The following is a 14,307-nucleotide window of genomic DNA, read 5'->3' as shown; positions in this document are numbered from 1 at the left end:
AAGCTCCAATCCCAATTGGGGCTTTTTTATTTTAAAGTCAGACTGGAGCTAAAAACTATTTTTTTTAAAGCTTCACACTCCAACTAAGACTTTCCTTAAAGTCAGTCATTAAAGGCTGTTTTTCCATCTGATCTTCTGACTTTAAAAATAAAAAACCATATTCCGGTCCAGACAATAAAGAAAACCAACGGAATCCACTTTTCCAATTTCCTGAATTTACTTATTAATTAGAGAGTTAGCGTTTTATAATTTGCATTTATCGATTCTCAATGATATAAATACTATCTTTGCACGCATGAGGGCTAAGTAGCCCGAACTGACGAAGTAAATTAACGGAATATTATGAATAATAAGGAAGGCAATAATAAAAGAAGTGGCGCTAGACCAACAAGTTCTAGACCTAGCTCCAATAAGCCAAAACCTGCGATGCAAAAAAGGGCACAAGGTCCAAAAAAAGCAAAAATAAATACTAAAGCAGTAGAAGTGGTTTCTGATAAAGTGGAAAAAAAACCAAATCAGGCACCTAAAAGACCTAAAGTAAAAGACGAAATTCGTTTGAATAAATATATCGCCAACTCTGGCGCTTGTTCCCGTCGTGATGCGGATATTTACATTCAATCCGGTAACGTAAAAGTAAACGGAATTCCGGTTACCGAAATGGGATACATGGTAAAACCAGGCGATACCGTAAATTTTGACGGAGCAACACTTACTCCGGAGAAAAAAGTATACATCTTGTTAAACAAACCAAAAAACTTTACAACAGCACTTGACGAAGGTCAGGAATTTCGAAATGTATTAGAACTGGTTAAAGGTTCTACAACTTCAAAAATTGCCGCTGTAGGAAGAATGGACAAGAACACTACCGGTCTGCTATTGTTTACGAATGATACGGATATGATTCGTAAATTCTCCTTACCAAGCCAAAAATCATCTAAAATCTACCAGGTTTCTTTAGACAAGAATTTGAAATTTGAGGATTTAGAAAAAATCAGTAAAGGTCTTGTTCTTGACGGACACCGTGTTTTTGTAGAAGATGTAAGCTATATTGAAGGAGAAGCAAAAAGCGAGATCGGACTTAAATTAAGATCTTCTAATGTAAAAGTGGTTCGTGCTATCTTCGAACACTTCAAATACGATGTTTTAAGAATTGACCGTGTTTCATTCGCTGGTTTAACCAAGAAAAATTTACCAAGAGGAAACTGGAGATTACTTACCGAACAAGAAATCATCAATTTGAAGAATTTAAAATAAATTCATTGAAATCATTACAATTAAAATCCCTTTCGTGACAAACGAAATGGGATTTTTTTATGCTTGACCAACACAATTATTATGACACCCGAAAAATTACAGTCTATTGCCTTCAAATGGTTTGATGCTTTTAACACACACAATCTAGAACAACTGCTTTCGCTTTATGATGATGACGCACAACATTTCAGTCCAAAACTGAAACTTCGCAAACCCGAAACTAACGGACTTGTCATTGGGAAACAAGCGATTCGCGAATGGTGGCAGGACGCCTTTCACAGATTGCCAAGCCTAAATTACAAAGTCACTTCGCTTACGGCAAATGGCGATCGCGTTTTCATGGAATACACCCGATCTGTAGAAGGAGAAGAGAACATGCTGATAGCCGAAGTTCTCGTTGTAAAAGAAGATAAAATCATTGCTTCACGCGTATATCACGGATAGTATTCTTGAATTACAGAAACAAAAAAAAACCTACAACCGAAATCATTCCGTTGTAGGTTTTTCTATTAAAAAGTGAAACTCTTTTTTAGTCCCTCACTTTTTTAGTCGGCACTTCCTTTTTATCTAATCCTCTTTTTCTCAACAAAGGCTCAATACTCGGTTCTGCCCCGCGAAAACGCTTATAAAGAATCATCGGATCTTCCGTTCCACCCTTTTCCAAAATATTCTCGCGGAATAGTTTTGCTTTCTCCGGATTGAACAAAGTAGTGGTTTTAAAGGCTTCAAATGCATCGGTATCCAAAACACCGGACCAGATATAACTATAGTAACCTGAAGAATAACCTCCCGCGAATATATGGTTAAAATAAGTACTTCTATACCTTGGGATAATCGCATCTATTAAACCTATTTTATTCATCGCTGCCTTTTCAAAAGCATTAGCATCTACCTTTATATCTTGGGTTTGCGAATGGTATTCCAAATCAAGCAAAGAAGCCGCAAGATATTCAGTTGTAGTAAAGCCTTGATCAAAAGTTCCCGCTTTTTTCAATTTATTGATTAAAGACTCCGGAATAACTTCACCCGTTTTATACTGCTTGGCATACAGGTTCAAAACCTCCGGTTCTGCTGCCCAGTTTTCCATAATTTGAGATGGCAATTCAACAAAATCTCTTGGAACACTTGTTCCCGCAAGACTCTTATAAGTCACATTAGATAATAATCCATGTAAAGCATGTCCAAATTCATGGAAAAAAGTAGTCACCTCGTCAAAAGTCAACAATGCCGGAGCCGATCCTGTAGGTTTAGTAAAATTACAAACAATAGAAATGACTGGTGCCATACGTTTTCCATCAACTGTTTTTTGACTTCTATACGAGGTCATCCAGGCGCCACCACGTTTTGATTCACGAGGATGAAAGTCCATATAAATAATCCCAATATGCCTTCCGTCTGCCTCCAAAACTTCCCACACAGAGGCATCTTCATGATACTTAGGAACATTATTCAATTCTTTAAACTGAATTCCGTATAACTTCTCCGTGACTTGAAAAACTCCGCTTCTCACATTTTCCAGACTAAAGAAAGGTTTTAATTCCTCCTCGTCCAAATCAAAACGGGCCTTTCTGATTTTTTCGGTATAATACCTCCAATCATAAGGCTGCACCTCGCCTTTGATCCCGTCTTTGGCCATCATTTTTTTAATATCGGCCGCTTCTTGCTTAGCAATCTCCAAAGCAGGCTTCCACAAATCACTCAAAAGTTTGTTGACATTCTCAGGTGTTTTGGCCATCGATTCCTCCAACACATAATTAGAATGGGATTTATAACCCAGCAAACGGGCTTTCTGACCGCGCAGATTAGCCAGTTTTACGGCGTTCTCTTTGTTATCGAATTCATCGTCATGATTTGCCCTGGTTTGATAAGCATTCCAAATTTCCTGACGCAATTTTCTGTTAGAGCTGTATTGCAAGAACGGCATTACGCTAGAATTAGCAAGTGTAAAAACCCATTTTCCTTCTTTCCCTTTGGCCTTGGCATCTGCGGCTGCCGCATCTATCAATCCTTGTGGCAAGCCGGCTAAGTCTTTTTTAGCGGTGATAACCAATTCGTATTTATTGGTTTCTGCTAAGATATTTTGACCGTATTTCAGGCTTAACAGCGAAAGTTCCCCGTTTATTTTTCGCAAAGTTTCTTTATCAGAATCAGACAAATTAGCTCCGCTTCGCACGAAATCTTTATAGGAATTATCCAGAATTTTAGCCTGCTCTAAGTTCAATCCCAAAGATTCTTTTTGATCCCAAAGTGTTTTTACCCTGGCAAACAACTTCGCATTCAAATAAATATTGTCTCTGTGTGCCGACAAATTCGGCGCCACTTCTTTGGCAATATTTTGCATTTCTTTATTGGTATTCGCACCATTCAAATTCGAAAAAACCACATTTACATTCGACAATAATTCTCCTGCATTTTCCATGGCAAGAATCGTATTGTCAAAACTAGGAGCCGCTGTATTATTGGCAATGGCATTAATCTCAGCATCGTGTTTTTTGATACCTTCCAAAATTGCAGGTTTAAAATGCTCGTTTTTGATCTTATCAAAAGGCGGCACATTAAAAGGCGTATTATACGGTTGAAAAAAAGGATTCGCTATCGTTTCTTCTCTTTTTTCCTGAGCTTCAACTGTTAGCATATTACCAATGACTAACAAAATAAAAAAGGATTTTTTTCTCATTTGGAATTAATTAATTATAAAAAAGTAAATTTATACAAAACAACTCAAGACTTGCACATAATGCAATTAGTTAACTAAATTTTAATAAAATTTTATACAATTTATTCATCCGACTCCAACAATCAAAAAAATATGCATCAAATCGTGCCAAGTAAAAATTCGAATCCTCTCACCATCTTGACTTAAAACAAACTAAAAATAGATATAGCAGTTTATCCATTATTTTTAAATAAATTAGCTACAACTATGTAACAACCAATGACTATGAAAAAAATAACCGCCGTTTTCATCACATTAAGCCTTATCTTTCTGTTAGCAAACTGTAAATCGAAAGACATGGAAAATGACTTTAGCCTGTTGACAAAAAACTATTTTGACGATAAAAATAGCCTAAACCCGCTGGACGCAACCCAAAACGGACAGAATCAGTACAACGACCAATTGCAGTTCGAAATGACTGATGATTTTAGAAGCAAACAACTGGCATTTTTCAATAAATACAATGCTGCCTTGGATGCGATCGACCAAACACAACTTTCGGAAGAAGAGAAAAACAGCTATGAAATTATCCGATGGGAAGTTGAAGTGGGAAAAGATCTTTTAAAACAGCCGACCAATCTGATGCCGATTCACCAATTTTGGGGAACGCATTTAACCATGGGCCAATTTGCAGGAGGAACCAGTGCACAGCCTTTCAAGACAGAAAAGGACTATGCTAATTTCCTGTCCAGAATGGAAAAATACAGCCTTTGGATTGACTCGGCAATGGTTTATATGAAAAAAGGAATCGACCAAGGCATTGTTCTGCCAAAAGCATTGACCGTGAAACTAATCCCGCAATTTGCCGAAATGGCCACTCCAAATATTGAAGACAACCTTTTTTATTCGTCGATAAAACGGATGCCGAACACTTTTTCTGATCAGGTAAAAAAGGATTTAACTGCCAAATACACTGCGGCGATCAACGAAAAACTAATTCCGCAATACCAGAAAATGGCCGATTTTCTTAAAAACGAATACCTTCCCGCTTCGAGAGCAAGCAGCGGAATTGGAAGTTTGCCTTTTGGCAAAGAATTATATGCCAGCTATACCAAACAATGGACCACGACAACAATGACTCCTCAACAAATTCACGAATTGGGATTAAAAGAAGTCGCCCGATTACAGGCCGAAATGGAAAAAGTAAAAACTCAGCTGGCTTTCAAGGGTACTTTACTTCAATTTTTTGACGAAGTTCGAAACAAAAAAGAACTAAAACCCTTCAAAAAACCCGAAGAGGTAATTGCCAATTTCCAACGCATTTACGGTATCATAAAACCTAATGTGGACAAACTATTCTCGCTGCAGCCCAAAACCAAATTCGAAATCAGAAGAACAGAAGCCTTCAGGGAAAAAACGGCCAGCGCCGAATACATTCAAGGCACCGCAGACGGTTCCCGACCAGGAATCTTTTATGTTCCCATCCCCGATGTGGCAAATTACAATACTTATGGCGACGAGGATTTATTTCTGCACGAAGCCATTCCCGGGCATCATTTCCAAATTTCGCTGCAACAGGAAAACAACGAACTACCTGATTTCAGAAAGTTCAACTGGTTTGGCGCTTACGGCGAAGGCTGGGCATTATACACCGAAAGTCTGGGTAAGGAATTAGGTCTGTATCAAGATCCTTATCAGTATTTTGGGATGCTGAGTAACGAAATGCACAGAGCCATCCGTTTAGTAGTTGACACCGGACTACACAGCAAAGGCTGGACGAGAGAACAAGCCATCCAATACTCCCTCGAAAACGAAGCCGAAAGCGAAGCCAGCATCATCCCCGAAATAGAACGATATATGGCCATTCCGGGCCAGGCATTGTCCTATAAAATCGGCCAGTTAAAAATCCTGGAACTTCGAAAAAAAGCCGAAACCAAAATGGGTACCCAATTTGATATTAAAAAATTCCACCAAAAAGTATTGGAATCCGGCGTGATGCCATTGGCTTTACTGGAAAAGAAAATAGATGCCTGGATAGCAAGCGGAAAATAATTATTTTAGCCCGACACATCAAGCACAGATACAGCATAGATATAGCACAGATACAGCATAGATATAGTACAGATATAGCATAGATATAGCATAGATATAGTACAGATATAGCATAGATCGTGTATAGATACAGTATGGATAGTCTATGCTTAGTTTTAGATTCTTTATAACTAAAATACAACCTAAAGTAAGTATTTTGCGACTGATCGGGCTAATATTGGGGATAGAATAAAAACAAAAAAGACTTAAAAAACTGAATAACAGCTGTTTAAGTCTTGATTTGTGTGCGGATAATAGGACTCGAACCTACACGCCTTGCGGCACCAGATCCTAAGTCTGGCATGTCTACCAATTTCACCATATCCGCGTGTAATTGTGGGTGCAAATATAATCATAACTTCTAATATTCAAAGCAATTTTTGAAAAAAATTTTCATTCTATTTTTTGTACTTTTGATTTTTATAAAAAAAAGCCCATAAATGGAAAATATTAAGTCATACGTACAAGAAAACAAGGAGCGTTTCCTCAACGAATTAATTGAATTACTAAAAATCCCATCCGTAAGCGCAGACACAGCCTATTCGCAGGATGTCATAGATACTTCTGAAGCCGTAAAAAGAAGCTTGGAAAAAGCAGGCTGCGACAAAGTCGAAATTTGCGAAACTGCCGGTTACCCTATCGTTTATGGCGAAAAAATAATTGATAAAAATTTACCAACGGTTCTCGTTTACGGTCATTATGACGTACAACCGGCCGATCCGATCGAGTTATGGACCTCTCCTCCATTTGAACCGGTAATCAAAACTACCGAAATACATCCCGAAGGAGCCATATTTGCCCGTGGCGCCTGTGATGACAAAGGTCAAATGTACATGCACGTAAAGGCGTTCGAATACATGATCCAAAGCAACACCCTGCCTTGTAATGTTAAATTCATGATTGAAGGCGAAGAAGAAGTAGGCAGCGTAAACCTGAAAACATTCGTTGAAAACAATACCGAAAAGCTTAAAAACGACGTCATCTTGATTTCGGATACCGGAATGATCTCTAACCAGCAACCTTCTATCACAACAGGATTACGCGGATTAAGCTATGTAGAAGTGGAAGTTACAGGTCCAAACCGCGACTTACACTCCGGACTCTATGGTGGAGCGGTTGCCAATCCGATAAATGTTTTGGCAAAAATGATTGCTTCGCTTCATGACGAAAACAACCATATCACCATTCCTGGATTCTATGACAAGGTAGAAGAATTATCTCTGGAAGAAAGAGCCGAAATGGCCAAAGCGCCTTTCAACTTGGAAAATTATAAAAAAGCATTGGACTTAAATGATGTCTATGGGGAAAAAGGCTATACGACCAATGAAAGAAATTCCATCCGTCCTACACTGGACGTCAACGGAATCTGGGGCGGTTACACTGGCGAAGGAGCCAAAACGGTTATTGCAAGCCAAGCTTTTGCCAAAATCTCGATGCGATTAGTGCCTAATCAAGACTGGGAAGAAATCACTGAACTGTTTGCTAAACATTTCACAAGCATTGCTCCCGCCGGAGTAACAGTAAAAGTGAAACCGCATCACGGAGGTCAAGGCTATGTAACTCCTATAGACAGCATTGGCTACAAAGCGGCCAATATGGCCTATACCGAAACTTTCGGCGTTCCTGCCATTCCGGTTCGTTCCGGAGGAAGCATCCCTATTGTTGCCTTATTCGAAAAAGAACTAAAAAGCAAAACAATATTAATGGGATTCGGCTTGGACAGCGATGCCATCCACTCACCCAACGAACATTTCGGCGTATTCAACTACCTGAAAGGAATTGAAACCATTCCGTTGTTTTACAAATATTTTGTCGAGTTAAGCAAATAAATTGCCTCAAAATAATTTCACGAAATCCGTTCAGCAATGAGCGGATTTTTTTTTAGCGTTTCCTTCGGCCGGGCTATTCGCTATATCTTTTGCTTTTCTTAAAAAAAGCAAAAGGATGTCGCTACTATCCCTAACGCCATCAAAAAAGATAAACAGCTAAAAATAAAACAATTACAAAACTATTTGTTTATTTCAATTTTAATTCTACATTTGTAGAGCAATGTCTTTTTCTGTAGAACATAAAGCGTATGAAAAAATCAATTATCATTCTAAGCTGTATTCTTTTAAGTTTATTTTCATGTAAACCTAGATTAATCAATCAGAAGATAAACAAGAAAAGAGAAGGACTTTGGATCGAAAAATACTCATTAGATAGTGCCAATTACAAGTCCATTGGAAAATACCGTAATGACGATCCCATCAAAAAATGGCGCTATTACCTGGACGGGAAAATAATCAAAAAAGAGAAACACAAGAAAAACGATTGTATCACTACATTTTTTCACCAAAATGGAAAAATACAATCCCAAGGAAAAACCACTTTAGATCTCAGCAAGAAATATGCACATTGGTTTTATAATGGCAATTGGAATTTTTATGACAACAAAGGCCAACTCATAATGCAACGAAATTACGACAAGGGCAAACTTGTCTCTGAAACAATTTTAAAATAAAAAAACATCAAAAATGCAACAACTCACCAACTCCGAAGAACAGCTGATGGAACACCTTTGGAAACTAGAGAAAGCCTTTATGAAAGATTTACTCGAAGCTTATCCGGAACCAAAACCCAAAACCACCACCGTCGCTACCTTATTAAAAAGAATGATCGACAAGCAATTTATCGCTTATACTGAATTTGGAAATTCAAGGGAATATTATCCATTGGTCAAAAAAACAGCTTATTTCTCCAAACACGTCAACGGATTAATAAAGAACTTCTTTAACGATTCCGCTTCCCAATTTGCCTCTTTCTTTACCACAGAGACCAATCTATCTGAAAAAGAATTGGAAGAACTCAAAAAAATAGTAGATAGCGCCATTCAAAAAAAGAAAAAATGATAGACTTTCTAATCAAATCGACACTTTCCTTAGTTGTGCTACTGGCCGTATACCATCTGGCATTGGAAAAAGAAAAAATGCATCAGTTCAATAGATTTTACCTGTTGTTTAGCATGCTGTTTTCATTTGCCATTCCTTTCATAAGCATCGAAGTGATTCAGGAAGTCGCCCAACACGAGGCAACTCAAAACACCATCTCAATGGAAGGAAGCAGTGTGAATGTTCTGGAAGAATCCACTAATTATTGGCTTATCGCCGCCTGGAGTTTATATGGTTTAGTGGCTTTGGCATTATTGTTTCGGTTCATTTTAAATGTTTCAAAATTGAATGCAAAAACAAAATCAAATCCAACTATTGATTACAAAAAGGCGAAACTGGTTTTGTTGCAAGAAGAAACGCTTCCTTATACCTTCTTAAACAGCATTTTTATCAATAAAACCGACTATCATCATCGAAAAATTGAAGCCGAATTATACACTCATGAACTGATTCACGTAAGCCAAAAACACACCTTAGACATTCTATTTATCGAAACCCTGAAAGTAATTTTTTGGTTCAATCCCATTTTTGTTTTTTACAAAAAAGCCATTCAACTCAATCACGAATTCCTCGCAGATGAAAAAGTTGTAAAATCCCATAACAATGTTCCGTTTTACCAGAATTTACTCCTATCGAAGGCAAACGCGAACCCAACCTATTACTTGGCCAGTAATTTGAATTATTCAGTAACCAAAAAAAGATTAATTATGATGACAAAAACCACATCTGCATCAAGAACTGTGTTGAAAAAACTGGTATTAATACCAGTATTAACAGGACTTACTTTCTTAGTATGTGTTGAAACAGTTGCCCAAGAAAAAACGCCTTCTACTCCTAAAAAAACAATTCAATCCGAAAGTTCTAAAGACAAAAGGAGAGATACCTATTATGCAGGTGTTAAAATCATCGTTAAAGACCCCAACAAAAAAATACTGATCGACAAGAAATATGAAGAATTAACTCTAGCCGAAAAAACGAGGTATTTAAGCTATATTCCTTCTGCGAACGCTAAAAAAACACCCACGGAAAAAGAATTCCAAAGTTGGAAAAACGAAAAGGATTTTGCAATCTGGTTTGACGGAAAAAATATTCCAAACTCAAAATTAGACCATTACACAACAAAGGACATTGCCTATTTTTCGGTAAGTTTTATCTATAAAAACGCTCGAACAAAACAACACCCTCAACTACATCAGCTCAGTTTATATAGCCCCGCCTATTTTGATAAAAATTTAAAGGATTCCCATCTTAAATTTTCAGGAAAAAAAATTACAATAATATTAAACAAGAAAAAAAATACCGAAGCAATCAATAAAATTTCCAACAAAAAAGACAAGACTCAACCAGTCAGAATAAAAACTGACGATCAAAAAGAAAACAAAATTCACAATACCGCTTCAGTAAATGAAAAACCAAATTTCCCGGGGGGAATGGAAAATTTCTTCAAATTTGTAGCAGCAAATTTCAAAATACCCCAAACACCGGATGATGTAAAATTAAAAGGAAAAGTATATGTAACATTCATTGTTGAGGTTGATGGAAGTCTAAACGACTTTAAAATACTTCGAGACATTGGCTATGGAACAGGAGAAGAAGCGGTAAGAGTTTTAAAATTAAGCCCTAAATGGACTCCCGGAAAAGTAAATGGAGAAGCCGTTCGAACAATGTACAGCGTACCCATCACTATTCAATCTAAAATATAAACTGTAAAAAAAAATCCGCTTCCAGGCATGGAAGCGGAATAATAAAAACTAAAAAAAATCTAAAAAAAACACTAACTAAAAATTTTATCCGGTCTATACCCTAAATAAGGCATGGATTCCTCTTTAAAAACAACTCCATACTCTTCTAATTCTTCCAAGATAGGCAGATACACTTCTTTATTAATAGGAAGCTGCACTCCGGGAGTTTTTATTTTTCCATTCAAAATCAGCAAAGTGGCCATTGCTACCGGCAAACCAACGGTTTTTGCCATTGCAGTATAAGTTTGATCGTCACCAATACAAACCATTTTTGAATCGATTTGCTGTTTTACTCCGTTTAATTCATAACCGAATTTATGGTACATCACAATCATATCTTTATCATCGGCCTGAAGTGTCCAGCTATCGCTCAATATTTTTTCTAAAATCTGCGCAGGAGTTGCATTTTTGAGCCCTACGATTTTTTTATTATTAAACAAATCCAATTCCAACAACTTATCCCACATAATATCATCTTGGTCAATTTTCAGAATCAGACGTGTTTTTATTTCAACAGAATCCGTTGGATGATACGGCAAAAAGGAATTGACAAATTGACGGTAACTCATGTTTTCAGAATTTTCCATCACATAGCTGTCATCTGTCATACCAAGTTGGACAAACATGTTCCAAGCTTTTGAAAAACCAACTCTACGAATCGTCCCTCTATACAAGGTAAGTACATTATCTAAACCATAGACACTTTTATACTTCAGAGAATCCCTATTGGAATAAGCCTCAAAACGACCATAACCCTCTACATCCAAAAATTCCGTTCTCCTGAATAAATTACAATAAGGAATGTATTTATAAGTTCCTTCTTGAATAAACTTAGCGCAACCGCCTTGTCCGGCAAGCACCACGTTTCGGGGAGCCCAAGTAAATTTATAGTTCCAAAGATTCGTATCTGACTCAGGAGCAACAAGTCCGCCACAAAAAGATTCAAACAAAAGCATTTTTCCGCCTTTATCCCTAATCCCATCAATAACTTTCATCGCACTCATATGGTCTATTCCCGGATCAAGACCAATCTCATTCATGAAAATAAGATTATTCTCTTTTGCCGCCGCATCGAGTCCCTGCATTTCATCGCTAATATAAGATGCCGTAACCATATTCTTTTTATAAACAACACAATCTCTAGCCACTTCAATGTGCAAATGGGCCGGCAGCATCGAAATAACGATATCGGCTTTTTGGATTGCTTCTTTTCTTTGATTGGCATCAAAAATATCCAAAGCCATTGCCGTAGCATTAGGATGGTTGTTCGTTTTCTTTTGCGCTAATTCCAATGACAAGTCACCAATAACGAGATGCAGATTCTCTGCTGTAGATTTATTTAAAAAATACTGTATCAATGAAGATGCCGATCTTCCTGCCCCAATTACTAAAATGACTCTCATGATTTTATAAATATAACACAAACATACATAATTGTTGTATTTATAACAAATGCGCTTTGTTAAAAAAACGACAATAATCAAAAGTATCTATCAAATTCCTTTTAGATATCTCAGATAAGGAATACTTTTACAGTTAAAAAAAAAGAAAAAATGGACAGAAGAATACTCTCTACAGCTGCTTTTATTGGAATGTTAACGATCATTTTGGGGGCATTTGGAGCACATGCTCTCAAAAAAGTTTTAGACGCAGAACAACTCATTACTTTTGAAACAGGGGTTCGTTACCAAATGTACCATGCACTATTTTTAATTTTTATTGCAACACTAAAAGACTTACCCGAAAAAACAAAGAAAACTATCTATTTCCTGACCCTTTCAGGGATCTTTTTATTCTCCGGATCCATTTACTTATTAGCTACAAACAACCTAACTTCTTTTGATTTTAAAACAATTGGTTTTGTAACACCTATAGGCGGACTCCTGTTAATACTAGCTTGGGGGACCTTATTATTGCATTATTTTAACAAAAAATCATAAAACTAAGATAATCAAAACATATCTAAAATATAATTTCTACTTTTGTTGCCTTTAAAATAAACAACACAATAAATAATTTTATGGATAATAACACACCGTTTACGCAATCGATTTCGCTTGAAGACTTAGGAATTGAAAACGCAAAGATTCATTATCAATTATCAGCCAACGAATTACATGACATGACAATAGCGTCAGGCCAGGGGATCGAAAGTTCGACTGGTGCTTTAGCTATTAATACAGGAGAATATACAGGACGTTCGCCACAAGATCGTTTTATTGTAAAAGACAACATCACCAAAGATCAGGTTTGGTGGGGAAATGTAAATATCCCTTTCGAATCAAAAGCGTTTGATGCTTTGTACAATAAGGTAACTGCCTATTTATCTAACAAAGAAGTTTTTGTAAGAGATTCTTATGTATGTGCAGATCCCAATTACAGATTAAATGTAAGGGTAATTACAGAAACTGCTTGGGCAAACCTGTTTTGCTACAATATGTTTCTAAGACCAGAGGCAGCAGAACTTGCCGATTTTAAATCCGATTGGACTTTATTGTGTGTACCAAGTTTCCTTGCCGATCCAGCTGTGGACGGAACCCGACAAAGTAATTTTGCTATCTTAGATTTTACTCGAAAAATTGCACTAATTGGAGGAACAGGTTATACCGGTGAAATGAAAAAGGGAATTTTCTCTGCCTTGAACTTCATCCTCCCAGTTGACAAAAACACCTTACCGATGCATTGCAGTGCCAATGTAGGAGAGGAAGACGATACTGCTATTTTCTTTGGATTATCAGGAACAGGAAAAACTACTCTATCAGCAGATCCTAAAAGAAAACTAATTGGAGACGATGAACACGGTTGGACTAACGAAAATACTGTTTTTAATTTTGAAGGCGGTTGTTACGCAAAAGTGATCAATCTTTCAGAAGAAAATGAACCAGACATCTTTAGAGCAATCAAAAAAGGAGCTATTCTGGAGAACGTGGTTTTCAAAGAAGGCACAAACGATGTGGATTATAGCGATATTTCGATAACACAAAATACCAGAGTAAGCTACCCTATTTACCATATTGATAATATACAACCTGGTTCTATAGGGAAAAACCCAAAAAACATTTTCTTCTTGACAGCAGATGCTTATGGTATCCTACCTCCTATTTCAAGATTAACACCAGGACAGGCCGCTTATCACTTTATTTCTGGCTATACCGCTAAAGTTGCTGGTACAGAAGCTGGGGTAACAGAACCTCAACCTAATTTCTCTGCTTGTTTTGGAGCACCATTTATGCCCTTACACCCAACAAGATATGCTGAAATGTTGAGTAAAAAAACCAAAGATGCTAACGTAAAAGTTTGGCTAATCAACACTGGATGGACTGGAGGCCCTTATGGAACAGGGAGCCGAATGAAACTAAAATATACCCGTGCCATGATTACTGCCGCTTTAAACGGAGAATTGGACAATGTAGAATATAAAGACCATAACGTTTTTGGAATTGCAATTCCGCAATCTTGCCCGGATGTTCCTGCTGACATCTTAGACCCGAGAAACACTTGGGAAGACAAAGATTTGTATGATAAAAAAGCGATTGAATTAGGTCAAAAATTCAAAGCTAATTTCGCTAAATTTGAAGAGTTTGCCAATGCCGAAATTATGGCTGGCGCACCTAAAGCATAAGTTAATTATAAT

General features: G+C 37.1%; 11 protein-coding genes and 1 tRNA gene. 9 read left to right on the top strand and 3 right to left on the bottom strand.

Features of this window, described 5'->3' with window-relative positions; genetic code table 11:
- Positions 1 to 342: 342 nt before the first annotated feature.
- Positions 343 to 1,254 carry a pseudouridine synthase gene (locus BUB25_RS15155; protein WP_072945818.1) on the top strand — a complete coding sequence of 304 codons (912 nt, stop codon included), beginning with the start codon at positions 343 to 345 and terminating at the stop codon, positions 1,252 to 1,254.
- A gap of 81 nt (positions 1,255 to 1,335) precedes the next feature.
- Entirely contained in the window at positions 1,336 to 1,698 is a 363-nt protein-coding gene (locus BUB25_RS15150) for a nuclear transport factor 2 family protein (protein WP_072945816.1), read from the top strand.
- 85 nt (positions 1,699 to 1,783) lie between these two features.
- On the opposite strand, the gene BUB25_RS15145 is transcribed toward BUB25_RS15150, so the two are convergent.
- Positions 1,784 to 3,931, bottom strand: a complete 2,148-nt coding sequence (locus tag BUB25_RS15145) for a M3 family metallopeptidase (protein WP_072945814.1) — start codon at positions 3,929 to 3,931, stop codon at positions 1,784 to 1,786.
- A 264-nt stretch (positions 3,932 to 4,195) separates the two neighbouring features.
- Between BUB25_RS15145 and BUB25_RS15140 the strand changes: the two genes are divergently transcribed.
- Positions 4,196 to 5,962, top strand: coding sequence for a DUF885 domain-containing protein (locus tag BUB25_RS15140; RefSeq protein ID WP_072945847.1), 1,767 nt, complete (start codon positions 4,196 to 4,198; stop codon positions 5,960 to 5,962).
- A 285-nt stretch (positions 5,963 to 6,247) separates the two neighbouring features.
- Here the strand turns inward: BUB25_RS15140 and BUB25_RS15135 are convergent.
- A tRNA-Leu gene (locus tag BUB25_RS15135) sits at positions 6,248 to 6,329 on the bottom strand.
- A gap of 112 nt (positions 6,330 to 6,441) precedes the next feature.
- On the opposite strand from BUB25_RS15135, the gene BUB25_RS15130 reads away from it, so the two are divergent.
- The 4 genes from BUB25_RS15130 (at position 6,442) to BUB25_RS16765 (ending at position 10,634) form a co-directional block, all read left to right on the top strand.
- The gene (locus tag BUB25_RS15130; protein ID WP_072945813.1) at positions 6,442 to 7,830 is read left to right on the top strand and encodes a dipeptidase; all 1,389 of its coding nucleotides are present in this window, start codon (positions 6,442 to 6,444) and stop codon (positions 7,828 to 7,830) included.
- Positions 7,831 to 8,078: 248 nt separating this feature from the next.
- The gene (locus tag BUB25_RS15125) at positions 8,079 to 8,504 is read left to right on the top strand and encodes a toxin-antitoxin system YwqK family antitoxin (protein ID WP_072945811.1); all 426 of its coding nucleotides are present in this window, start codon (positions 8,079 to 8,081) and stop codon (positions 8,502 to 8,504) included.
- 13 nt (positions 8,505 to 8,517) lie between these two features.
- Positions 8,518 to 8,892: a BlaI/MecI/CopY family transcriptional regulator gene (locus BUB25_RS15120; RefSeq protein WP_072945810.1), complete on the top strand. Its 375-nt coding sequence runs from the start codon at positions 8,518 to 8,520 to the stop codon at positions 8,890 to 8,892.
- On the top strand, positions 8,889 to 10,634 hold the full coding sequence (locus tag BUB25_RS16765) for a M56 family metallopeptidase (RefSeq protein ID WP_072945808.1): 1,746 nt from the start codon (positions 8,889 to 8,891) through the stop codon (positions 10,632 to 10,634). The genes BUB25_RS15120 and BUB25_RS16765 overlap by 4 nt, the downstream gene beginning before the upstream one ends.
- Positions 10,635 to 10,705: 71 nt before the next feature.
- Here the strand turns inward: BUB25_RS16765 and BUB25_RS15110 are convergent, their stop codons facing one another.
- Positions 10,706 to 12,076, bottom strand: a complete 1,371-nt coding sequence (locus BUB25_RS15110; RefSeq protein WP_072945803.1) for a saccharopine dehydrogenase family protein — start codon at positions 12,074 to 12,076, stop codon at positions 10,706 to 10,708.
- Between the two features lie 150 nt (positions 12,077 to 12,226).
- On the opposite strand from BUB25_RS15110, the gene BUB25_RS15105 reads away from it, so the two are divergent.
- Both BUB25_RS15105 and pckA read left to right on the top strand, forming a co-directional pair.
- Positions 12,227 to 12,613, top strand: coding sequence for a DUF423 domain-containing protein (locus BUB25_RS15105; protein ID WP_072945801.1), 387 nt, complete (start codon positions 12,227 to 12,229; stop codon positions 12,611 to 12,613).
- An 80-nt stretch (positions 12,614 to 12,693) separates the two neighbouring features.
- Positions 12,694 to 14,295, top strand: coding sequence for a phosphoenolpyruvate carboxykinase (ATP) (gene pckA / locus BUB25_RS15100; protein ID WP_072945799.1), 1,602 nt, complete (start codon positions 12,694 to 12,696; stop codon positions 14,293 to 14,295).
- Positions 14,296 to 14,307 lie beyond the last annotated feature (12 nt).

This window comes from Flavobacterium granuli (assembly GCF_900129705.1).
GTDB lineage: Bacteria > Bacteroidota > Bacteroidia > Flavobacteriales > Flavobacteriaceae > Flavobacterium > Flavobacterium granuli.
Note: the sequence above shows the minus strand (reverse complement) of the source record. Positions and strands in the feature narration are given on the sequence as shown.

Excerpts from the sequence above, each read along its gene's own strand:
- BUB25_RS15105 (WP_072945801.1), top strand. The coding sequence starts at position 12,227 with ATGGACAGAAGAATACTCTCTACAGCTGCTTTTATTGGAATGTTAACG.
- BUB25_RS15145 (WP_072945814.1), bottom strand. The coding sequence starts at position 3,931 with ATGAGAAAAAAATCCTTTTTTATTTTGTTAGTCATTGGTAATATGCTA.
- BUB25_RS15140 (WP_072945847.1), top strand. The coding sequence starts at position 4,196 with ATGAAAAAAATAACCGCCGTTTTCATCACATTAAGCCTTATCTTTCTG.
- BUB25_RS15125 (WP_072945811.1), top strand. The coding sequence starts at position 8,079 with ATGAAAAAATCAATTATCATTCTAAGCTGTATTCTTTTAAGTTTATTT.
- BUB25_RS16765 (WP_072945808.1), top strand. The coding sequence starts at position 8,889 with ATGATAGACTTTCTAATCAAATCGACACTTTCCTTAGTTGTGCTACTG.
- BUB25_RS15110 (WP_072945803.1), bottom strand. The coding sequence starts at position 12,076 with ATGAGAGTCATTTTAGTAATTGGGGCAGGAAGATCGGCATCTTCATTG.
- BUB25_RS15150 (WP_072945816.1), top strand. The coding sequence starts at position 1,336 with ATGACACCCGAAAAATTACAGTCTATTGCCTTCAAATGGTTTGATGCT.
- BUB25_RS15130 (WP_072945813.1), top strand. The coding sequence starts at position 6,442 with ATGGAAAATATTAAGTCATACGTACAAGAAAACAAGGAGCGTTTCCTC.
- BUB25_RS15120 (WP_072945810.1), top strand. The coding sequence starts at position 8,518 with ATGCAACAACTCACCAACTCCGAAGAACAGCTGATGGAACACCTTTGG.
- pckA (WP_072945799.1), top strand. The coding sequence starts at position 12,694 with ATGGATAATAACACACCGTTTACGCAATCGATTTCGCTTGAAGACTTA.
- BUB25_RS15155 (WP_072945818.1), top strand. The coding sequence starts at position 343 with ATGAATAATAAGGAAGGCAATAATAAAAGAAGTGGCGCTAGACCAACA.